Annotated in this window: 15 protein-coding genes and 1 pseudogene; 7 read left to right on the top strand and 9 right to left on the bottom strand. The window is 67.1% G+C overall.

Annotation, left to right across the window (positions count from 1 at the left end; translation table 11 throughout):
• Positions 1-491: 491 nt before the first annotated feature.
• The 5 genes from WDW90_RS26400 to WDW90_RS40865 all read left to right on the top strand — a co-directional run bounded on the left by WDW90_RS26400 (position 492) and on the right by WDW90_RS40865 (position 4,476).
• A complete protein-coding gene (locus WDW90_RS26400; protein WP_336490486.1) occupies positions 492-797 on the top strand; it encodes a hypothetical protein in 306 nt (101 codons plus the stop codon).
• 81 nt (positions 798-878) lie between these two features.
• Positions 879-2,888, top strand: a complete 2,010-nt coding sequence (locus WDW90_RS26395) for a hypothetical protein (protein WP_336490485.1) — start codon at positions 879-881, stop codon at positions 2,886-2,888.
• A 7-nt stretch (positions 2,889-2,895) separates the two neighbouring features.
• Positions 2,896-3,507, top strand: a complete 612-nt coding sequence (locus WDW90_RS26390; protein ID WP_336490484.1) for a hypothetical protein — start codon at positions 2,896-2,898, stop codon at positions 3,505-3,507.
• A 254-nt stretch (positions 3,508-3,761) separates the two neighbouring features.
• Positions 3,762-4,241 (top strand): hypothetical protein, encoded by a 480-nt coding sequence (locus tag WDW90_RS26385; protein WP_336490483.1) that lies wholly within the window; start codon positions 3,762-3,764, stop codon positions 4,239-4,241.
• A 97-nt stretch (positions 4,242-4,338) separates the two neighbouring features.
• Positions 4,339-4,476 carry a hypothetical protein gene (locus tag WDW90_RS40865; protein ID WP_431311125.1) on the top strand — a complete coding sequence of 46 codons (138 nt, stop codon included), beginning with the start codon at positions 4,339-4,341 and terminating at the stop codon, positions 4,474-4,476.
• A gap of 192 nt (positions 4,477-4,668) precedes the next feature.
• On the opposite strand, the gene WDW90_RS26375 is transcribed toward WDW90_RS40865, so the two are convergent.
• The 6 genes from WDW90_RS26375 to WDW90_RS26350 all read right to left on the bottom strand — a co-directional run bounded on the left by WDW90_RS26375 (position 4,669) and on the right by WDW90_RS26350 (position 14,708).
• The gene (locus WDW90_RS26375) at positions 4,669-5,754 is read right to left on the bottom strand and encodes a cache domain-containing protein (RefSeq protein ID WP_336490482.1); all 1,086 of its coding nucleotides are present in this window, start codon (positions 5,752-5,754) and stop codon (positions 4,669-4,671) included.
• 19 nt (positions 5,755-5,773) lie between these two features.
• The gene (locus tag WDW90_RS26370; RefSeq protein ID WP_336490481.1) at positions 5,774-7,744 is read right to left on the bottom strand and encodes a glycosyltransferase; all 1,971 of its coding nucleotides are present in this window, start codon (positions 7,742-7,744) and stop codon (positions 5,774-5,776) included.
• A gap of 3 nt (positions 7,745-7,747) precedes the next feature.
• On the bottom strand, positions 7,748-8,953 hold the full coding sequence (locus WDW90_RS26365) for an HlyD family secretion protein (protein ID WP_336490480.1): 1,206 nt from the start codon (positions 8,951-8,953) through the stop codon (positions 7,748-7,750).
• Positions 8,954-9,572: 619 nt separating this feature from the next.
• Positions 9,573-12,830 carry an efflux RND transporter permease subunit gene (locus tag WDW90_RS26360; RefSeq protein ID WP_336490479.1) on the bottom strand — a complete coding sequence of 1,086 codons (3,258 nt, stop codon included), beginning with the start codon at positions 12,828-12,830 and terminating at the stop codon, positions 9,573-9,575.
• A gap of 14 nt (positions 12,831-12,844) precedes the next feature.
• Positions 12,845-14,236: an efflux RND transporter periplasmic adaptor subunit gene (locus WDW90_RS26355; protein WP_336490478.1), complete on the bottom strand. Its 1,392-nt coding sequence runs from the start codon at positions 14,234-14,236 to the stop codon at positions 12,845-12,847.
• A 136-nt stretch (positions 14,237-14,372) separates the two neighbouring features.
• Positions 14,373-14,708, bottom strand: coding sequence for a hypothetical protein (locus WDW90_RS26350; protein ID WP_336490477.1), 336 nt, complete (start codon positions 14,706-14,708; stop codon positions 14,373-14,375).
• Positions 14,709-15,050: 342 nt separating this feature from the next.
• On the opposite strand from WDW90_RS26350, the gene WDW90_RS26345 reads away from it, so the two are divergent.
• The gene (locus tag WDW90_RS26345) at positions 15,051-15,305 is read left to right on the top strand and encodes a hypothetical protein (RefSeq protein WP_336490476.1); all 255 of its coding nucleotides are present in this window, start codon (positions 15,051-15,053) and stop codon (positions 15,303-15,305) included.
• Here WDW90_RS26345 and WDW90_RS26340 read toward each other — a convergent pair.
• From WDW90_RS26340 to WDW90_RS26330, 3 genes and pseudogenes are all read right to left on the bottom strand, one after another.
• Positions 15,280-15,541: pseudogene (locus WDW90_RS26340) on the bottom strand (metal-sensing transcriptional repressor). The gene WDW90_RS26345 and the pseudogene WDW90_RS26340 sit on opposite strands and share 26 nt — an antisense overlap.
• 286 nt (positions 15,542-15,827) lie before the next feature.
• The gene (locus WDW90_RS26335; protein ID WP_336490475.1) at positions 15,828-18,971 is read right to left on the bottom strand and encodes an efflux RND transporter permease subunit; all 3,144 of its coding nucleotides are present in this window, start codon (positions 18,969-18,971) and stop codon (positions 15,828-15,830) included.
• A gap of 1 nt (position 18,972) precedes the next feature.
• Positions 18,973-20,193, bottom strand: a complete 1,221-nt coding sequence (locus tag WDW90_RS26330; RefSeq protein WP_336490474.1) for an efflux RND transporter periplasmic adaptor subunit — start codon at positions 20,191-20,193, stop codon at positions 18,973-18,975.
• 119 nt (positions 20,194-20,312) lie between these two features.
• Between WDW90_RS26330 and WDW90_RS26325 the strand changes: the two genes are divergently transcribed.
• Entirely contained in the window at positions 20,313-20,774 is a 462-nt protein-coding gene (locus WDW90_RS26325) for a MarR family winged helix-turn-helix transcriptional regulator (RefSeq protein ID WP_336490473.1), read from the top strand.
• Positions 20,775-21,187 lie beyond the last annotated feature (413 nt).

Below are 21,187 nucleotides of genomic sequence, written 5' to 3'. Positions count from 1 at the left end.
GAGGTAGAACAGGACGTCGTCCACCGGCCGGCCAAGCCAGGCCTGGTAGGCCGCAAGAGCCGCAGGATCGTTGCCGACATAGACACTCAGCGCGGTCATCTTGCAGTATCTTTCATGGTGAATGCGCAGCCGAATGTTGTCTTCGATCGTATTCCTTAAGTTTTTGTGGATGCCGCGGAGTAGCTTTTCGATCCCATGCCGGGAGGCTCTTGCTCCGTCCCCATCGTGTCGCTGCAATGGCGGCCCGGTGCCGGCAACGATACGTCGGCATGTCCCTGCGAATGCGCGACGACACCCGCCGCGACACGACGGCAACCTGTCGCAGCGCGAGTTGCATTTGAGAGACAGTCAGATTTTCAATCGCTTGCCGGCTGGCGTCCCGACCTCACAAGGGCCTATTCCAGTATCGACGCGCGGCGAAGCTCTCCTTACGGTGAGCGAAGCTGACGGCGAGGCGTTTATGGCTCGATCGACTGACTGCGCGGCATGAGATGTTTTATTTCCTACTTCTGATGACCGCCTGCGGAATGGTCGCGGGCCTCTGCCTGACTTGGCTGTTCCTGTCGCTCGTCGGCCTCTTCGTGGTGCCCTTCGCCGTGACGGCGATGGTCTGGTCTGGGCAGGGCGTACTGCCGGCCGTCGCCCAGGTGTGTCTCGGCTTCGTCCTGCTACAGGTCGGCTTCGTGGTGACCGGGCTCGGATCGGAGCTGGTGCGCGGCCGCGCCCGCCGGGTCGGCCAGTACGAGGGCAAGTATCAGGGCAAGTACGAGAAGGACGCGACCCGCCGGGAAATCTGATCGGCTGCGCGCCGGACCGCGCAGGAAGGGTTAACGGCCCTGTGGTAGCGCGATGCCTGCAAACTTCGCGGCGGCGGATCGATGAACGGGAGCGTATCGGACGCGATAGGGGTGCTGGCGGCGCTTCTGCTCGACATCCCGCTCGTCGTGCTGCCCGGCTACGCCCTCGCTGGCGGGAGCCGGCTGCTGCGCTTTCCCGAGCTCGCTCCGGGCGCGCGCTGGCTCGTCGCCATCCTGTTCGGCCTCGGCCTCCTGCCGGTCCTCGACAGCCTGCTCGTGCGCGCCGTCGGGATCCCGGCGGCCGTCGGTGTGAACGCGGCGCTCGCGATGGGTGGACTGGCTCTCGCCCTGCGGGCGCGCGGCGGATGGCGGATCCGCGGGGCCGTCCTGCCGGCAGCCCTCTGGCTCGGGATCGTCCTCTACGCGCTGATCGATCTCGACATCGGCGGCGCCCTCCGCCAGCCCTTCCTCGTCATCGACCTCGTCAAGCACGCGGCGACGACCCACGCGATCGTGGAGACGGGTGTTCCGCCGGTGGATCCCTTCTTCGCGCGCGAGGGGCGGGCGAGCTACTACTACTTCTACTACACGCTCACGGCGCTCGCGGATTGGCTCGGCGGACCGCTCGTCGATGGTCGCACCGCCTTCGCCGGCCTGCTCTTCTGGACGGGGATCGGGCTCTACGGCCTTCTCGACCTTCTGCTCGTCCGCTCCGGCCTCGTCGACGACGCGCCGCCCGCCCTCGTCCGGCGTTGCCTCCTCGTCCTCCTCCCGGCCGGCGGCCTCGGCATCGTGCTGGCGCTGAACGTGCGCCTGCATGCCGGGAGCTGGACGCCCGATATCGGCGCGCTCAACGAGCAGGTGGCGTGGTGGACGACCTCGCTGCTGTGGGTGCCCCACCACGTCACCGCAGCGCTCGCGGCCTGGCTCGGCTTCCTGGCGCTCGCGAGCGCGCCGGAGCGCGCCGGTCGGCGTCCAGGAACCGACGCGGCGGCACTCCTCGTCGCGGCCGGCGCCTTCGCGTCCTGCCTCGGCCTCTCGGTCTGGGTGACGCTCGGCGCCGTCGCGACGGCCGGCCTCTGGCTGATCCTGCTCGTCGTCGAGCGGCGCTGGCGTGCCGCGCTTCTCCTCGTCGGCGCGGGACTCCTGAGCCTCGCCGTCGCGGCCCCGCACCTCGTGGATCTCCTGGCCAACCGCGGCGACAGCGGCTCGGCCATCGCGGTCTCGGTGCGCCGATTCGGCCCTCTCGAGAGCCTGCCGCTCGATCCCTCCTCCAAGCCACTCCTCCGGCTGATCCTTCTCCCTCTGAACTACGCGATCGAGTTCGGGGTCTTCGCCGCGGGCGCGTTCCTGTTCTGGCGGCGCGTCCCGGCAGCCCAGGCGCTGCGCCGCGAGACCGCGCGGCTCCTCGCCCTCAGCGCCGTCGCCGCGCTCGCCCTGGGCTCGTTCCTGCGCTCGGTGATCATCTCCAACGATCTCGGCTGGCGGGTCGTCCTGTTCGCGCAGATCTCGGCCGTGGTCTGGACCGTGGCATTCGTGGTCCGCGCGCGCGCCGCACCGGACGCGGCAACGCCGGCGAGGCTGCCGCGCCTCCTCGTCGCCCTCGCCATCCTGGGCTACGGCACGACGGCCTACGGCCTGTTCTGGCTGCGGGCCTTTCCGGTCTCGGGCGACGCGCAAACCGCCTTCATCAACGCCCGGCCGGACGTCGATCACGCCCTGCGCGCGGCCTATCGCTGGGTGGGCCGGCACCTGCCGGCCGACGCCGTGCTGCAGCACAACCCGACCCTGCCGCGCGCCTTCGATTTCGGTCTGTACGGCCGCCAGCCGGTCGGCGTCGCGGATCGGGCCGCCCGGCTCTTCGGTGCGGACGCCGCCGCGGTCGCGGCGCGGCTCGCATCCGTCGAGCCGATCTTCTTGGGCTCCCTGGCGCCGGCCGAGATCCGCGACCGCGCCGCGGCCGCCGGCATCGACGCGCTGGTCGTCTCGGCGCAGGACCCGGCCTGGAGCGACCGCGCGTCCTGGGTCTGGCGCAGCCGCGCCGTCTACGCGAGCCCGCTCGTGCGGGTGATCCGCGTCGATGACCTGTGAGGCCTCCGTGACGGATTCGCGGGCCGACGGGAGGCCGACGGCCCTGCGCTGGGCGGTGGGGCAGGTCGCGCTTCACATCCTCGCCGTGTCCCTCGGCTTCCTCTGCTTCGTCGCTCTGTTCCAGATCGATCTCCTGCCGGGGATCGGGATCCTGTTCTACCGCGGCCTCGCCCTGCTGATCGTCGCCTTCGTCGTCACGCTCGGCCTCGCGCTCGTCGCGGCGGGCCGGCTCGCCGACTGGGGCGTCCGCCGCCGCGACGCGCTCGGCGCCTGCATCCTGTCGCTCGCGCTCAATCTCGGCTTCCTCGTGCTCCTTCCCGTCACGGTCGACCGCTCTATCAGCGTCTTCGTGCTCGCCGAGATGGCGGCGCACCCGGATGAAGCCTACACGGCCGAGCGGATGCGCGGGGTGTTCGAGAAGCGCTATCTCGGCGAATACCGCCAGATCGACAGGCGGCTGCAGGAGCAGGCAGCGTCGGGCAACGTCCGGGCAAGCGGCGACGCCTATGTCATCACGCCCCAGGGCCGCGCCTTCATCCGGCTGTCCCGCCTTGTCGCGAACGCCTTCCGCACCGACCCGCGCTTCGTGACAGCGCCGCCGCAGCCGCCGCAGCCTTGACGCCTCTCGCGAGCGCGAGCGCGAGGCCGTGCCGTCATGGCACCGATCGGCGGAGCTATCGGCAGGACGCTCCGACAATGGGGCAGTACACGCCGGCGAACCGCCCGAGACACGGAGCGATGGCCGCTTCGATGAACTGATCAGGTGGCTCGTTCGTGTGACGCCTGCTGCACGGGCCGGAACGACGTTGCTATCTCGGTCCTCCCGATTGCGGTACAGTTTCGCGTGTCAACCGGTTCAGCTGTCGAGACGCATTGCGACGCCTTCTGAAATTCCTCCATACGATGGGGGCCATCGGTCTCATGGGGGCGATGGCGTCCCTGCTCGTGTTGCTGAACCTCACTCCGCCGCCGACCTCCTTGGCCGAATACGCCTTGATACGGGGTGGGATGGGCGCCATCGCCACGTGGATCTTCTTTCCCTCGCTGGGGCTGACGCTGATCGCCGGCCTCTTGGCGATCGGCCTGAACCGCGGCTATCACGATGCCGGCTGGGCCTGGCTGAAGGCCGCCACCGGCATCCTGGTTTTCGAGAGCGGCTTCGTCGGCGTTCTGGGGCCGATGCAGCAGGAAGCCGAACTCAGCGCCGGCGCCCTGTCGGGCCGGGTCGACCCTGCGACGCTTGCCGGCTCGCTCGGAGCGGAACGGAACACGCTGTGGGTCCTCCTCGCCATCGCCACGGCCAATGTCGTTCTCGGCATCTGGCGGCCACGTCTGATGCGGTCTTCCAGGTAGATGGACGTTCGAGCACGCCGGCAGCCTTGTCCCACACCGGGATGTGCGGCGCGATCTTCCGCTCGACCAGCCCAGGAACTTGCCGGTGCCGTAGGCCGTGTCGGCCACCAACCGCTTCGGCGTCAGCCCGAACCGCGCCCGCGTGCGCTCCACCGTGCCGCGCACCTCGTTGAAGGTGCGCGCGGGCGTAGCCTCCACGTCGACGGCGATCGCGTGCGCGGTGTCGATCGAGTAGTTCAGGCCGTAGGCGAACTGCACGCGCTCGTTGGCCTTGGCCGGACACCTGATTCGCCAGATGCACGGGTGAGCAATAAAGGCCCGGACAGAGTGGCCAGAGCAGGCTGTACGCCACAACGCCAGTGCACAGCGGGCTTACGGGTCTGGATGAGCCTTTCAGGACCTGGATTCTTGAGGGGCTACAGGGCGCTCACGCTTGGTCGGCAAGGCGGGTCTGGAGGCGCACGAGCGAGACGCTCAGGCGACGCACTTCCTCGTAGCGCGTCTCCGCGTGCGGCGGCTGACTCGGCGCCCGCGTCTCTAATTCGGAGGCCGCCGCGACGAGCCGGCGCAGGGGGACGGTGACCCAGCTCGCGATCAGGTAGAGTAGTACCAACGCGATCAGGGCGCCCGACCCGAGCTGGATCCAGAAGGACCTCACAAGCTCCCGCGTCGGGGCGAGCGCGCTGTCGACGTCTTCCCGCACGAGGAGGCTCCAGCCGAAACTCGGAAGGTCGGCGTGGCCCACGGTTGGTACCGTTACAGTGAGGTAGTCGCGTCCGTCCGGCCAGCGCTCGCGCTGCACCGCCGTGACGGTCGAGCGACCGGCCGCCGCCGCCGCTCCCACCGTGAGGGGCTGCTCCACAAGGTCCGGCGGCCCGAACAGAACGCGCTGGTCGCGGGCCAGCAGGATGACGTCGATGCCTGGGGCGCCGAGGCTCTTGAGGTTGTCCGTCACCCAGCGCCAGTCGACATGGGAACCGATCACGCCGACGATCGTGCCGTCCTTCCGCCGGATTGGCGCCGCCAGATCGATGAAGCGCAAGGGATCGCGGCCGTTGCCGAGATGCTTGGCGAGGAGCTGCGCCTCGTGAACATCGACCGCGGTAGGCCCCGTGAGACCCAGCCGGAACCAGGATCGCTGGGCGACGCTCGCGCCCTCGAGGATACCTCCGCTCGCGGCCAGCACCTTGCCTTCAAGGTTAGTGACGCCGATCCAGGAATAGCGCTTATCGAGTTGGCCCAGCAGGGTGATGTCCTGGCGCACGCCGTCGAGCCGCTCTGGGTCGACCGAACGGGAAAGGCCGTCAACATCAAGCCAGAGCTGATGCAGGCGCCGGCCGAGCTGGTCGGCGCCGAGCTCGCCCCGCGTCCGCAGCTTCTCGGCGAGCAGGATCTCTGTCTGCTGCTGCAGGCCTCCAGTGTAGACCGAGCCGGCCACGAAGGCCGGTAGGAGCATCAGGAAGGCGCCGCCGAAGAAGACGACCCCCTTCAGGCTGATCCATGACTTTGCCATGTCTCTTCTTCTCTTCGTCTCAGCGGGTCAGACCGCGGGCGAGCTCGCGCAGCATCAATCCGAGATCACCCCGCCCCGTGCCGGGCGCGCCAGCTGCGGTGTGGAGGCGGCTAATGATGCGGTCGCGCTGCTCGGGTTCGGGGGTGAGGGCGACGCGGCAGCCGTCGGACGTCTCGGCCAGCACGCGAGCCGACACGGGACCGATGCCGGGAATGATCAGCTGCCCGGCCGAGCCGGGCGCGGCGCCGGCGATCCCGCTGAGGCGAGCCTGATCGGTGCCGAGATCGGTCAGCCACGCGCCGAGGCGCCGGGAATCCACGGTCAGCTCGACGCGCTCGACCTGCTGCCGCAGTGGCTGGTTCGACCGAGGCCGCTCAATGCAGGCAGCCATCGTGATGGCGAGCACTGCGAGGTTGTAGAGCGTCCAGAACAGGATGATGACCCTGCCGTCCCCGGCCACCTCGCTGTAGTTGAACGTGAAATCCGAGGTTAGCGCGAGGATGAGGCCGGCGAGCGTTAGCCCGAACAGGGCGAGGAAGGGCCGCATCAGGGGCCACTGCACGACGATGCGGGTGCGGTCGCCGCCCTTGGCGGTCACCCGGAACTTGTGGGGTCCGGGCGTCAGCAGCCCGACCGCAACCGCCCGCGTGATCGGCCAAGCGGCCAGAAGCTGGGAGACGTCGTTCAGGATCGGGATGAACAGGCCATTCGACAGCCAGTTCAGAACCATCATCACGGCGATGTAATAGGGCAGATAATAGGCGACGATGTCCTCTACGCTGGCGTTCACCATCGTGATGCCGAAATACCAGTACAGCAGCGGGCATGTCAGGCTCGCGAGCCTGAACGGGAAGGTCGTCGTCCAATAGAGAAGAGAATCGAGGATGCTGACCCGGTGACGCAGGGTCAGCCCATGGCCGCCGAACGGGCCGTAGACGTTGCGGATGATCTGCATCATGCCGAGGCACCAGCGTCCGCGCTGGACGATGTACTCCTGCAGGCCTTCCGGCGCGAGCCCCTCGGTGAGCGCCTCGTTGAGGTAGACGGTCTGCCAGCCGTTCTCGGCAAGCCGCAGGCTCAGCAGGAAGTCCTCAGTGACGCTCTCGGTGGGTAGCCCCCCAATGGCCTGCACGGCGGCGGTCCGCACCATCGATGAGGTGCCGCAACAGACCGCGATGCCCCAGGCATCCCGAGAGGCCTCGACATTGTCGAAGAAGTGGCGCTGCTCGTCCGGGTAGGCACGGCTGATGCCGAGATTGTGCTGGACCGGGTCGGCATTGAAGAAGTGCTGCGGCGTCTGGACGAGACCGACGTTGGAGTCGTGGAACAGCGCGAGCGTCCGGCTGACGAAATCGCGGTGCGGCACGAAATCGGCGTCGAGAACCGCGACGAAATCGGGCGCGTCCGCCTCCCGCATGCGCAGGCTCAGCGCGTGATTGATGTTGCCCGCCTTGGCGTGGGCATTGTCGGGGCGGATGAGGTAGCCGACGCCGTGCCGGGCGCAGACCTCCCGCAGCCAGTCGCGCCTTCCGTCGTCGAGAACGTAAACTCCGGTGGCCGGGTGGTCGAGGGCCTTGGCGCCCACGAGGGTGCGCTCCAGGACCTCCAACTCCTCGTTGTAGGTGGCGATGAAGACGTCGACGCGCGGGGGCGGCCCCGGCGCCCACCACTTCGCATGGCGGGTCGCCTCCTCGCCGCGCTCGCGAACGCGCGTGAGGATCAGGAAGGCGATCGTCGATGAGATCACCGTCAGGCCCTCAAGCCCTGCGAAGGCCCAGGCCAGGATGGGCTCCGGCGCGAGGGCGAAGGCGGGCACCGTGTCGGTGAAGCGCCAGGCCATGTAGCGCCAGGCGAGGATCGTAGCGGTACCGAGGAGCAGCGTGCGCCAGAGCGTGCGCCCGCGGTCGAGCAGCGGAAGGAGGAGGAGGCCGGCCCCCAGGACCACCGCTGCCGCCGCGAAGGCCGAGACGAGGGGCGAGACAGTCAGCACGGGTTAGAACCCGTATCGGGTCGCGAAGGCCCGGACGGCCCCGAGCGGCCCCTGTGTGAAGATGACCCTGCCGGTCCGCCCCACCGCGCAGCCGGATCCGGCCTGGGCCGCGAGCGCCGGTACGGTCAGTGCGACGTCGAAGCGCTTCAGGTGCTCGGCGCTCGGCCCGACCGCGAGGTTGGCATAAAGCCCGGCCGCGCCGGAGCCGCCGAGGCGTGTGATCGTCGCGTCGAAGATCCGGTCGTCACCGTAGAAGCGGAACTGCGCCGTCCCGCCGAGGCGCAGGCCGTCGTAGAGCGCCTCCGTCACGCTCGCCGTTACCATCAGACTTGAGCAGTCGACGAGCCGTACGAGGTCCTGCCCGCGTCGGACATACTCGCCGTCATCGACAAGGAAGTCCCAGACCATGCTGGGTGAGCGCGCCTTGAGTTCCGCCGAGGTGAGCTTGTTGACCCGCACCCGCTCGGCGGCAATCTGGGACTCGGTCTGTGCGAGGCGGGCCGCGATCTGCTGTTCCTCGCCGCTGAGCTCGGCGATGCGCAGGTCGAGGTCCCGGATGCGCTGCGAGGAGAAGGGCGCGTCGTTGTAGGAATCGCCGATGAACACGCCATTGCGGGCGGAGGCCAGCTCCGTGCGCAGGTAGTTCGCCCGTTGGCGGGCGCTCTCGAGATCCTGCTTGGCAACCTCGGAGGTTGAGCGCGCCTTGTCGAGCGCGACCGCCGTCTGGACGCCACGCTCGTTCAGCTCGTTCGCACGCTTCCAGGAGGCGTCGGCCTCCCGAAGCCGGGCATTGGCGGCCTCCTGGGCGGCCTGGGCCTCAGCGATACGGGCCTCGATCTGGCGCACGCGCCCCTGTTGATAGTCGGCGACCTGCGTCTCATAGCCCTTGCGCGCCGCGTTCAGCGCCGCGCGCTGGGCCTGCACCCGCTTGAGGTCGAGGTTTTGCCCGCCGAGGCTGCGCTCGAGATCGTTCAGGCGCGCGGTGTCGAAGCGGTCGTCCAGGATGTTGGCGACGCTCTCGCCCTCGCCGACCCGGCTACCGACGCCGCGGAGCGAGAGGGAGACCTCGCCCTCGATCGGCGCGCGCACCACGGCCATGCGGGCATTGACTGTGGCGTCCGACGATGTGCCGGCGAAGTGTTCGCCGACCAGGATGTAGAGCCCTCCGAGCAAGAGCAGGGCGCCGAGAAGAAGCTTGATCGCGCGCATGACCCGTCGAGGAGCAGGATCGGCAAGGAAGATGAGAGCGGAGCGGGCCGGAGACGCTCACCCGTGATGGCCATTGCCCCGATCGGCCCGATGGCGAGCACGAGAACTATCCTGGCGCAGCCGCTCTCAGTGGGGGATCACGACGACCTCGCGCCCGGCCGGAAGTGCTTGGCAGCGCGATGGAGCGAGGGGCGGCCAGAACCGGGTTCATGCAAGCGTCTACGTAGTTCGTACGTAATCGCACATATCACCCGAGAAGAGGTGACCGCAACCCTCTGTGTGATTTTAGATCCGCGCAACGTTATCGATCGCGCCCATCACGCCACGCGTGCCGGTCGACTTCGCCTTGCGGGGGCGGTCGGCCTTGCGCCACTCTTGCCTTCTTTCATGTAGCCTCGTAGCCCGCCGTTCCCATTGCCCGTGGCGGGCGGCTGGTCGTGGAAGTAGATCAGGGCCGTGATGTTGGCCTCCCGGTCGACCAACGAAGGCTTGGGCACCGTCCCTATCGGCCCCCAGGAGAGGCCGAAGGGAGCCTCCTGGGCGCGAGCAGCCGGGAGGCATCCCAGCCAGAGGGCCAGCGCGAGAGCCCGAGATCGGGTTGCTGCGCGAGCTTCCATGGCTACTCGGCGGCGTGCGGCAGGGCCGATGCCTCCCCCTTGGCCTCCGGATTTCTCCTCGGGGACGCGAGCGATCCCTCTCCACCGAAGCGGGCGTACAAAGCCGGCAGTACGACCAGCGTCAGGAGAGTCGCGCTGATCAGACCGCCGATGACGACGGTCGCCAGCGGGCGCTGCACCTCGGCCCCGGTTTCGCTGGCGAGTGCCATCGGCACGAAGCCGAGCGAGGCTACGAGCGCCGTCATGACCACCGGACGCAATCGGGTCATTGCACCCTCCAGGATAGCCTCGCGCTTGGGCCGGCCCTGCGCCATGAGCTGCTTGATGTAGGTCAGCATGACGAGGCCGTTCAGCACCGCCACGCCCGACAGCGCTATGAACCCGACCGCCGCCGACACCGAGACAGGCATGTCCCGCAGCCACAAAGCCGCGATGCCGCCGGTCAGCGCCAGCGGCACCGCGCTGAACACCAGAAGCGCGTCGCGGGGCGACCTCAGTGCCGAGTAGAGCAGCAGGAAGATCAGAAAGAAGCAGACCGGCACCACGATCGCCAGCCGCTTCTTGGCCGAAGCAAGGTTCTCGAACTGACCTCCCCAGGTCACGTAGTATCCGGCCGGCATCTGCACTTCTTGCGTGACCTTCGCCTGCGCCTCGGCGACCATCGAGCCGATGTCACGCCCGCGCACGTTGGCGGTCACCACGACGCGGCGCTTGCCGTTCTCGCGCGAGATCTGGTTTGGCCCCTCCGTGACCGAGAAGCTGGCGACCGGCTTCAGGAGCACCGAACTCGCCCGCCCGTTCGGACCCGGCGCTAGTGGCACCGGGATGTTCTCCAAGGCCTCGCGGTCCTCGCGCACCTTGTCGGTCAGGCGCACCACGATGGGGAAGCGCCGGTCGCCCTCGAAGACGATGCCGGCGTCCTTGCCACCGATGGCTGCCCCGATGACCTCTTGGATGGCCCCTGTGCTCAAGCCCAGGCGGGCCGCCTCGGCCTTGTTGATCTTGATCTCCAGGAACGGCAGGCCCGCCGTCTGCTCGACCTTCACGTCCTCGGCCCCGTTGATGGTGCGGAGGATGGAGGCCACCTGGTTGGCGGCCTTCAGCATCGGCTCGAACTCCTCGCCGAACACCTTCACGGCGAGGTCGCCGCGGGTACCGGCCAGGAGCTCGTTGAAGCGCAGCTGGATGGGCTGGGAAAACTCGTAGACATTGCCGGCGAGCTCGCCCACGGCCTTCTCGATCTGCTCCTGCAACTCGGCCTTGCTCAGCGACGGGTCCCGCCACTCGTCTTGCGGCTTCAGAATCACGAAGGTGTCGGACGAGTTCGGCGGCATGGGGTCGGTGGCGACCTCGGCCGTACCGGTCTTCGAGAAGACATAGGCCACCTGGGGGAACTTCGAGACCACCTGCTCGACCTTGAGCTGCATCGCCTGCGACTGCGACAGCGAGGTCGAGGGGATCCGGGTGGCGTTCAGCGCGATGCTCTTCTCGTCGAGTTGGGGGATGAACTCCGTGCCGAGCCGCGTGAACAGCACGCCGGCCCCGGCGAGCAGCAGCAGCGCAACCGCGACGAAGGCCAGCGGCGCCTGGACCGCTGCGCCGAGCAGCGGCCGGTAGGCCGCCTTGAAGGCCCGGATGATGAAGTTGTCCTTCTCGGTGACCCTGCCGGTGATGACGATGGCGATCATCGCCGGCACGAAGGTCAACGACAGGATGAAGGCGGAGACGAGGGCGATGATGACGGTCAGCGCCATCGGCTCGAACATCTTGCCCTCGACCCCCGTGAAGGTCAGGAGCGGCACGTAGACGAGGATGATGATGGCCTGCCCGTAGAGGGAGGGCTTGATCATCTCCTCGGCCGAGGCCCGCACCGTCTGCAGGCGTTCCTCCAGGTCGAGCTTCCGCCCGAGCTCCGCTTGACGCTCCGCCAGGTGGCGCAAGGCATTCTCGGTGATGATGACGGCCCCGTCGACGATGAGGCCGAAGTCCAGCGCGCCCAGACTCATCAGGTTGGCCGAGATCTTGGTCTCGACCATGCCGGTCATGGTCATCAGCATCGCCACCGGGATCACGAGCGCCGTGATCACGGCCGCACGGATGTTGCCGAGCAGCAGGAATAGTATGACGATGACGAGGGCCGCGCCCTCGGCGAGGTTCTTGGCCACCGTCTTGATGGTCGCCTCGACGAGCACGGTCCGGTTGAGGACCGTCTGCACCTCGACGCCGGGCGGCAGCGACTTGCGGATTCGGTCCATCTTGGCATCGACGGCGGCCGCCACCGTGCGGCTGTTCTCGCCGATCAGCATCAGGGCGGTGCCGATGACCGCCTCCTGCCCATCCTCGCTGCCAGAGCCCGTGCGCAGGTCGCGCCCGATACGGACCTCGGCGATGTCCCGGATCCGGACCGGCACGCCGCCGCGGGTGGCCACGACGACATTCTCGATTTCCTCCATGCTCTCCAGGCGGCCGGCCGCGCGCACGACGTAGCCCTCGCCGTTGTCCTCCAGATAGCGGGCGCCCTGGTTGGCGTTGTTGGTCTGCAGCGCCCGCGCGACGTCGCCGAAGGAGAGGTCCAGCGCGGTCAGCTTCGTCGGGTCGGGCTGGACGTGGTACTGCTTCTCGAAGCCGCCGATGCCGTCGACCCCGGCCACGCCCGGCACGGTCTTGATCTGGGGCCGGATGATCCAGTCCTGCACAGTGCGCAGGTAAGCGGTCTGTTCGATCTCCGTCCGCAGCCGCTGCCCCTCCGGCGTCAGGTAGCTGCCGTCCGGCTGCCAGCCGGGCTTGCCAGCCTCCGAGATCTTGCGCTCGCCGGGCCTCGCGTAGTGCACGGACCACATGTAGATCTCGCCCAGTCCCGTCGAGATCGGGCCCATGTGCGGCTCGGTCCCGGGCGGCAGGTCTTCCTTCACCTGCGACAGGCGCTCGGCGACCTGCTGGCGGGCGAAGTAGATGTCGAGTTTTTCCGCGAAGACGGCGGTGACTTGCGAGAAGCCATTGCGCGAGAGCGAGCGGGTGTATTCCAGCCCCTTGATGCCGGCGAGCGCGGTCTCGACCGGGTAGGTGACCTGCTTCTCGATGTCGACGGGCGAGAGCGAGGGCGCGACCGTGTTGATCTGCACCTGGTTGTTGGTGATGTCGGGCACCGCGTCGATGGGCAGCTTCGTCAGCGCGTAGCCGCCGAAGCCGGCGGCGAGCAGCGACAGGAGCAGCACCAGCCAACGCTGGTGGGCGGAGAAATCGAGGATGCGGGAGATCATGTCGGTGGCCCCCCTCAGTGCGCGTGCTCGGCTTCGCTCTTTCCGAGCTCGGCCTTGAGAAGGAAGGAGTTGCCGACCGCGATCTCCTCGCCGGGCTTCAGACCGGAGACGACCTCGAAGGAATCGTCGTCGGCGCGCCCGAGTTGGACCTCGCGCTTCTCGAAGCCTTCGTCCGTGCGAACGAAGACGACGCGCTTGCCCTCCACCGTCTGCAAGGCTGCCTTCGGCAGCTTCACCGCGACCTTGTCCCGGGCGATCTCGACCTCGGCGGTGACGAAGGTTCCGGGCCGCCAGGCCATGTCCTTGTTGGGCAGGGCGACGATGACCCGGGCCGATCGGGTGTCTGGGTTCAGGAGGGGGCTGACGAAGACGACCTTGCCCTCCTCGTGCCGGTCGCCGCCTTCCTGGCTCGGGCTGACCTCCACGCGGGCGCCCTCCTTCACCTTGCCGAGATCCACGGTCGGCACGGAGAGCTCGATCCAAACCGTCGAGAGGTCGGCCACGGTGTAGACGTCGGACGGGTCGCCCTCCTTGCCGACGGCGGTCCCGACGTCGACCTTGCGCTCGACCACGCGCCCGGTCAGCGGCGAGCGCAGCTCGTACCGGCGCAGGCTCGACTGGTTCGGCGTGGCCTCGTCCCGCTTCTGGGCTGCCGCGACCTCGGCCGCGTTGAGGCCCAGGGCCGACAGCTTCTGGCGGGCGAGGTCGACGCGCAGTTGCGCCTCCGTGTAGGTCGCCTTCGCTTGCAGGAAGGTCTGCTCGGAGGAGATGCGCTTGTCCCAGAGCGCCTGCTGCCGGTCGTAGTTGGTCTTCTCCAGCTCGGCGCGCACCGAAGCGGTCAGGTATTCGCTCTTGGCGTCGGCGACCTCGCGGCTATCGAGGACGGCCACGACCTCGTCCTTCTGCACGGCATCGCCGAGGCGCTTGCGCATCTCCGCCATCGTGCCGACCACCTTGGCCGGCACCCGGGCGATCCGGTCGGTGTCCGGTGTGATCGTGCCGGGGACCAGGAGGTGGCGGGCGAGCGTCCCGCCCTCGATCTCCGCCACCTTGATGTCCTGCCCGGCAACCTGCTCGGGCCGCATCCTGATCACGCCCTCCTCGGCGTGCTCGTTGCCTTCCTTGTGCTCGTGGCCTTCGTGTCCGTGGCCTTCGTGTCCGTGGGCATGCCCGGCCTTGGGTGCGGCCGGCTTCGGACCATGGTCGTGGCCGTCCCCGTCCGCATGGGCCGCCTCGGCCTCCGGAGCGTCAGGCTTGGCAGGGGCCGGGCCGGCGGCCGGGGTGAACAGGGCGGGGGAGACGCCGACCGAAGAGAGGGTCTGCCGGACAAAGTTGGAGACGGCGGGAACGGCACCGCCGACGGCGATGCCGATGGCCAGGAAGGCCACGGAGAGGAGGGTGCGCATGGAAGCCTGCTTCGCCGGGAGCCGGACGGCCTTGCACGAGGCGGTCGCGGTCGGTCCCGAGTGTTCGCGTGGGACGACGGACCCGGAGCCTTGATACGGCGGCCGGGCGGAACGCGCCCGAAGGCGCGGCGTCACCTCACGCGCGAGGAGGCCTCGGCAGACGGTTGGTCGCGACGGACGACGGCACGTCGGTCACGCGGGCGTAGCGGGGACGTGCGGCGTCGGGAGCGGGCGGGACGGGCCCATGCTCCATGGCAGCCACCTGATGGCAGCCGCAATGGACGTGGGAGGCCACGCCGGGGTCCGACGCATCGGCCGAGGAGGGGGAGCCGACCGTCAACGCCTCGGTCCGTTCGTGGTGCCCTCCGGCGTGGAAAGCCATGTCGTCCGCCAGGCCCGAGACCGGGGCGGCGACGACCAGGGCGAGGACGAGCGTCAGCATGCGGGCGGCGACCGCCCACCAGCCGCGCATCCTTCCCGAGCGTCTATGCCAACCACCGAAGTCCATCGTCGCCCTTATGTGCGATTCCGGTTCGCTCGTACAAGGCATGATCCGGCGCCAGTGAACTCGGAGTGAACGATGGGCATTGCGGACAACGCCGAAGTCCTCCCACATCGACGACGGCCTACGCCGGGACTCCGCAAGTCTTGGTCCGGCTTCTGGCATTGGGGAGGTCCCTGAATGCTGCCGGTGATTCGACCGGTTCGACCATTCGTCGTCGAATGGCTTGCACGTCTACCGAGCAGAAAAAATCCGGGACGGTTTCACGGAGCTGTTCATTCCAAGGCAAATCCAGAAACTAGGAGACCTTGGATGAAGATCACGATTGCCGCCCTCGCTGCCCCCGCCGCCCTGGCCCTCGCCCCCGTCGGCGCGCTGGCCCAGCACGTGGACGTCGGCCCCGGCGGCCTGTCGATCCATGGCGACCATCATCACGACGTCGAGCATACGCATGGCACCGTCGTGCACGATGAGGGCGATGACCTGCGCTGCGAACAGGTGCCGATAGTTGCGGTGAGCGAGGACGCTCAGCATGCCCGCCTCACAGGTGTTTGGCGATGGCCTTGAACTCGGCCAGCGCATCGCGCGCGGCCTTGCCGGTCGACGCCCTCGCCGAGGCAGTGCTCCATATGGTCGTGGATGAGGGCCCGCTTTGCGTTCGTGACGGCGCTCTCCACCGCATGGCGCTACGGGGCGAGGTCGAGGCAGGGGCGGCCGTCCTCGATCATGGCGATGACGCCGTCGAGGTGACCGTTAGCGCGCTTCAGACGCTTGACGATGTCCGAGGGCGAGGCGTGCTGCATACCCTATGCTATCCCCTTGCAGGGGATCTTTCTTGGGTCCCGCGTCTGTGCCTATCTCGATGGCTGCTTCGTTCATTTGAGCGAACCTTCAAAGCGCACAGGTGAGAGATCCGGAAGGTGTCACATCAAGGCATCTACCTGAGCTGCGCTGAACGTCCACTTGCCCATACCTTCCGCCCCGAAGCGGACAGGCCGCTCTCGGCCAATATCGGTCGCTTGGGCCGGTGCGATCAGCCTGCCCGAGAGTGGACGATCCCACCTCCTGCTTTGGGTCAGGATGAGAGTCTTACTCGGCGGCCTGTAGTGCGCGCGGTCCGTGGATTTCCTCCCGGCGGATATCCGGATCGTCAGTCCCCTTTCGTGAGAACAGACGTGCAAGCTTGTCGAGATAGATGTAGATCACCGGCGTGGTGAACAGCGTCAGCACCTGACTGACGGCCAGCCCGCCCACCATCGCATAGCCAAGCGGTTGGCGGATCTCCGCTCCGGTGCCGCCTTCGACCATCAACGGAATGCCGCCGAGAAGAGCCGCCATGGTGGTCATCAGGATCGGGCGGAAGCGCAGCAGCGCCGCGCGGCGGATCGCTTCCTCGGGCTCGAGATTCTCCGCCCGCTCGGCCTCTATGGCGAAATCGACCAGCATGATGCCGTTCTTCTTCACGATGCCGATCAGCAGAATGATCCCGATCAGCGCGATCAGGCTGAAGTCGTAGCCGGCCCAGAGCAGCACTGCGAGGGCGCCAACCCCTGCCGATGGCAGGGTCGACAGGATGGTGATCGGATGGATGAAGCTCTCGTAGAGCACGCCCAGGATGAGGTAGACCACAAACAGGGCCGCGAGAATCAAAAGCGGAACCGTGCTGAGGGATTGCTGGAAGGCCTGCGCAGTCCCCTGGAACCCCGTCGTGAGGGTCGGTGGAACGCGCAGGTCCCGGTTGGCCTGGTCGATGGCAGCAGTCGCCTGGCCGAGCGCGACGTTCGGCGCAAGGTTGAAGCTCACGGTCACGGCCGGGAACTGGCCCTGGTGGTTGACCGAGAGCGGCGCCACCGGAACCGTCGACCATTGGGCGAAGGCCGCGAGCGGCACCTGTCCGCCCCCGTTCGGCGCCTTGATGTAGATCTTGTCCAGGCTCTCGGTCGTGCCCTGAAGAGCGGGCAGTACTTCCAGGATCACGTGGTAGCTGTTGAGCTGCGTGAAGTACTGGGCGATCTGCCGCTGGCCGAACGCATCGTAGAGCGTGTCGTCGATCATCTGCGGCGTGATGCCGAAGCGTGAGGCCGCGTCCCGGTTGATCTTGAGGGTCAGGGTCGTGCCGTTCGTCTGCTGATCGGTTGCCACGTCGCGCAATTCCGGGAGCGTCTTCAGCTTCTCGAGGATGCGCGGCGCCCAGGTGTTCAGCTCGGACAGATCAGGATCCTGCAGCGTATACTCGAACTGCGTGCGCGAGGTTCGTCCGCCGGTCCGCACGTCCTGCGAGGCCTGCAGGAACACCTTCAGGCCCTCGATGCCGTTGAGCTTCGGTCGCAGGCGCCCGATCGCCTGGAAGGCATCGGCTTCTCGGTCGTCGCGCGGCTTGAGCGTGATGTACATGCGTCCGGAGTTCAGGGCCTGACCATTGCCGCCGATCACCATGGCGACGGTCGCCACCGCCGGATCGGATTGGATGATGGAGCCGGCCCGCTCCTGGCTCTTCTGCATGGCCGCGAAGGAGATGTCCTGGCCGGCCTCGGTGATGCCGATGATCAGGCCGGTATCCTGCTGCGGGAAGAATCCCTTCGGAATGATCACGAACAGGTAGACGGTGAGCGCCAGGGTGGCGAGAAAGGTCAGCAGCGTGATGAAGCGGAAGCGCAACGCCACGTCGAGGGCGCGCTCGTAGCCCCCGAGGAGCGCATCGAACAAGCGCTCGCTGAACAGGTAGAGGCGCCCGTGCTGCTCCTCGTTGTGCGGCTTCAGGAGGCGCGAGGCCATCATCGGCGTCAGAGACAGCGAGACGAAGGCCGAGACCCCGATCGCCATTGACAGGACTACCGCGAACTCGCGGAACAGCCGCCCGATGATGCCTCCCATCAGGAGGAGCGGGATCAGCACCGCGATGAGCGAGATGCTGATCGACACGATGGTGAACCCGATCTCGCCCGCGCCCTTGAGCGCCGCCTCCATCGGGCGCATGCCCTCTTCGACGTAGCGGCTGATGTTCTCCAGAACCACGATGGCGTCGTCCACGACAAACCCTACCGAGATGGTCAGCGCCATCAGCGAGAGATTGTCGAGGGTGTAGCCCACCATCCACATCAGGGCGCAGGCGCCCAGAAGTGCCAGTGGGACCGTGACGCTCGGAATTACCGTCGCCCAGAGATTGCGCAGGAACACGAAGATCACCCCGACCACCAGCGTGATTGTCAGAAGCAGGGTGAACTGGACGTCGGTGACGGAGGCACGAATGGTCTGCGTCCGATCGCTCAGGATTCCGATCTTGATCCCCGAGGGTAGCGCGGCCGTGATCTTTGGAAGCTGAGCCTTGATGCTGTCGACGGTGTCGATGACATTGGCACCCGGCTGCTTGAAGACGACGAGGAAGACGCCGCGCTTGCCATTTGCCCAGGCTGCCTGCTTCGCATCTTCGGGCCCCTGCACAGCCTGCCCAATGTCACGCACTCGCAGCGGTGCGCCGTTGACGTAGGCGACGATGACATCGTTCCAGTCCTTCGCCGCCGTGAGCTGGTCGTTGGCGTATATGGTGTAGCTGCGCGTCGTTCCGTCGATGCTTCCCTTCGGGTTGTTGACGGTGGTGAGCGACAGCTGAGTGCGCACGTCCTCCAGAGAGAGATTCTTCGCCACAAGCTTGGCAGGATCGATCTGCACGCGCACAGCCGGCTTTTGCTGTCCGCCAATGAGCACCTGCGCGACGCCCGAGATCTGGCTGATGCGCTGGGCGAGTTGCACGTCGACCGCGTCGTCGACCTCGGTCAGCGGCAGGGTGTCAGATGTCGCCGACAGGAGCAGTATCGGTGAGTCCGCTGGGTTGACCTTCCGGTAGGTCGGCGGGCTTGGCAGGGTCTTCGGCAACTGGCCGCCGGCCGCATTAATGGCTGCCTGAATGTCGTTGGCGGCAGCATCGATGTTGCGGGTCAGGTCGAACTGCACCGTGACCGACGACTGCCCGAGCGCGCTCGTCGAGGTCATCTGCGACACGCCCGGGATCTGCGCGAATTGCCGCTCCAGCGGCTGCGCCACCGAGGAGGCCATCGTCTCGGGGCTCGCGCCCGGCAACTGCGCCGAGACCTGGATCGTCGGGAAGTCGACCTGTGGCAGCGGCGCCACGCCGAGTAGAGGGTAGGCGACGACGCCGAGAAACAGCACGCCGACCATGATCAGCGTGGTGGCGACGGGATAGCGGATGAAGTAGCCCGAAATGCCGGCCTTCATGTCAGTGCTCCCGGCTCGGCGTCGCCGGGAGCGGGGCTGCCTGCGCGGTCTCCTGCGGCTGGGTCTCCGCCACCTTGGATCCGGTCAGGACGCGGTACTGTCCATCCTTGATCACCCGTTCCCCGGCAGCGAGGCCACCCGTCACGCGGGTGCGTCCTTCGCTTGAGCCCGATACCGTGATCGCCTGCTGGCGAGCCTCGCTGTCCGGACCGACGACGAAGGCGAACAGGCCGTTCGGCCCGTGCTGCACGGCGTCGTCCGGAATGGTGAGCGCGTCCTGAACGATGCCGAGCCGTATGCTGGTCGAAACGGACAGGCCCGGCCAGAGCGCGTGATCCCTGTTGGCGAAGGCGGCCTTGAGCCGGATCGTGCCGGTCGCGGTGTCGACTTGGTTGTTCACAAGATCGAGCCGCCCGTCTGACAGCTTGGTCAGCCCGTCCGTGCTTCGAGCCTCGACCGGGACGTTGCCCTTGGTCAGCGCCGCCATGATCGGCTGAAGTTGTTCTTCGGAGGCGGTGAACACCACGAAGATCGGCTCGATCTGCGTGATCGTGACGATCGGGGTCTGGGCGGAGGCATTGACGATATTGCCCGCATCGACTTGGCGGAAACCCGTGATGCCGTCGAGCGGGGAGCGGACGGTGGCGTAGCTCAGCTGCGTCTGCGCGTTGTCGGCCGCAGCCTGGTCGGCGGCCACCTGTGCGGTGAGCTGGTTGACCGTCGAAGCCTGTGTGTCCGTCTGCTGGCGCGAGGCGAATTCGCCGAGCCTCGTGTAGCGGTCGAGGTCAACCTTGGCGTTCTTGAGGTTCGCTTCGTCTTGGGCCTTCTTGGCCTTGGCCTGATCAAGGGCCGCCTGATAGGGACGCGGGTCGATCTCGGCCAGGATATCCCCCCGATGCACCGTCTGGCCTTCCTTGAAGACGATTCGCTGGACCTCGCCGTCGATGCGGGTCCTGACCTGCACGGTGTTGTAGGCCTGCACAGTGCCGAGTCCTCCGAGCAGAAGATTGAACGGCCGGATCTCGACGGTTGCCAGCGTCACCGGGATCGGTGGGGGAGCTTTGGCGCTCTGCGTCGGCTGGGCAACTGCATGGACCCTTTGCCAGCCGTAGTACCCCATGCCGGCGGCCAGAAGTGCGGCGAGGAGCCAAGCGATTGATGCCCTGCGCGAGCGCCGAGCCGGTCGCTTGTGCTGCTGCATGGGCTTCAAGGTTCCGTGCATCGCGGGAGACCATCGTATGCGATTGAGGCTGGCGAGCCTGAAGCGGTTTTGCCCGAGTTGACCCTGACATACATAGATACATATGATATGTATCCGTATTGTTTCGAGAGTCGGGTCAGATGGCCGCGGGCCTGCCGGACGAACTGCGGCGTGAGGTGATCTCCCAACTCATGGAGACGGCCCGCCTACTGCGATACTATGTCGATCGCCGCGCTCGTGAATGCGGCATCACCCGAGCCGAATGGCTGATCCTGCTACGCTTGAACGAACGCGAAGGCCTTTCGCAGGTCGAACTCGCTGACTTACTTGAGCTCAAGCCGATCTCTCTCGTTCCACTGTTGGATCGCCTCGTTGAGCGCAACTGGCTGGAGCGCCACCGGGGCGTAACCGACCGGCGCTCAAACCATCTCTATCTGACGCAGGCTGGCCGAGCCGCCGTCGCGGATCTCGATGGGCTGCGGGAGAACATAGCGCGGCATGTGCTCGGTGAGCCCGATCCACAGGCGCTGCGGTCGACGTTGGCCCTTCTCTTGGTGATGAAGGAGCGGATCAAGTCGGACGGGTCCAAGGTGCGGCTGTAGCTGCGGATGACCCCGTTTGATGGAAGGCGGTCCGACGAGCTAAGATCAAAAGCGGGTTAATCTTGCTGCGACAACGACCTTTTATGCATCGCTCGTCCGTCACAGGGTGACACGACGCGCTCATTCTTTGCTTGCGCGGTGTGGCCATCGGGGAGCGGCTTGGCGGCTGCGACCGGGCGAGTTCCCGTTACGATCCAGACTCGAAGGCTTAGCCGTTGGCAAAATAGCACGTGCCGGCTCGCATTTTCATCCTTGGTATATTGCATCCCAAGCAATTTAGTGCATCATGCCGCCAGCTCAGGGCCATTCGATAGGAAGGATGCTGGGATGGAACGTGAGGATCGTGCATCGGCGAAATGGTGGCAGCTTGCCTTCGGCATCCTGTGCATGGCCATGATCGCCAACCTGCAATA

Source organism: Methylobacterium nigriterrae (genome assembly GCF_037106235.1).
GTDB classification, from domain to species: domain Bacteria; phylum Pseudomonadota; class Alphaproteobacteria; order Rhizobiales; family Beijerinckiaceae; genus Methylobacterium; species Methylobacterium nigriterrae.
The sequence above is the reverse complement of the archived record's forward strand: the minus strand, read 5'-3'. Positions and strand labels throughout refer to the sequence as shown.

Coding starts and splice junctions, on each gene's coding strand:
- WDW90_RS26345 (WP_336490476.1), top strand. CDS start 15,051: ATGAAGATCACGATTGCCGCCCTCGCTGCCCCCGCCGCCCTGGCCCTC.
- WDW90_RS26365 (WP_336490480.1), bottom strand. CDS start 8,953: ATGCGCGCGATCAAGCTTCTTCTCGGCGCCCTGCTCTTGCTCGGAGGG.
- WDW90_RS26330 (WP_336490474.1), bottom strand. CDS start 20,193: ATGCACGGAACCTTGAAGCCCATGCAGCAGCACAAGCGACCGGCTCGG.
- WDW90_RS26325 (WP_336490473.1), top strand. CDS start 20,313: ATGGCCGCGGGCCTGCCGGACGAACTGCGGCGTGAGGTGATCTCCCAA.
- WDW90_RS26375 (WP_336490482.1), bottom strand. CDS start 5,754: ATGGCAAAGTCATGGATCAGCCTGAAGGGGGTCGTCTTCTTCGGCGGC.
- WDW90_RS26395 (WP_336490485.1), top strand. CDS start 879: ATGAACGGGAGCGTATCGGACGCGATAGGGGTGCTGGCGGCGCTTCTG.
- WDW90_RS26360 (WP_336490479.1), bottom strand. CDS start 12,830: ATGATCTCCCGCATCCTCGATTTCTCCGCCCACCAGCGTTGGCTGGTG.
- WDW90_RS26355 (WP_336490478.1), bottom strand. CDS start 14,236: ATGCGCACCCTCCTCTCCGTGGCCTTCCTGGCCATCGGCATCGCCGTC.
- WDW90_RS26335 (WP_336490475.1), bottom strand. CDS start 18,971: ATGAAGGCCGGCATTTCGGGCTACTTCATCCGCTATCCCGTCGCCACC.
- WDW90_RS26350 (WP_336490477.1), bottom strand. CDS start 14,708: ATGCGCGGCTGGTGGGCGGTCGCCGCCCGCATGCTGACGCTCGTCCTC.
- WDW90_RS26400 (WP_336490486.1), top strand. CDS start 492: ATGTTTTATTTCCTACTTCTGATGACCGCCTGCGGAATGGTCGCGGGC.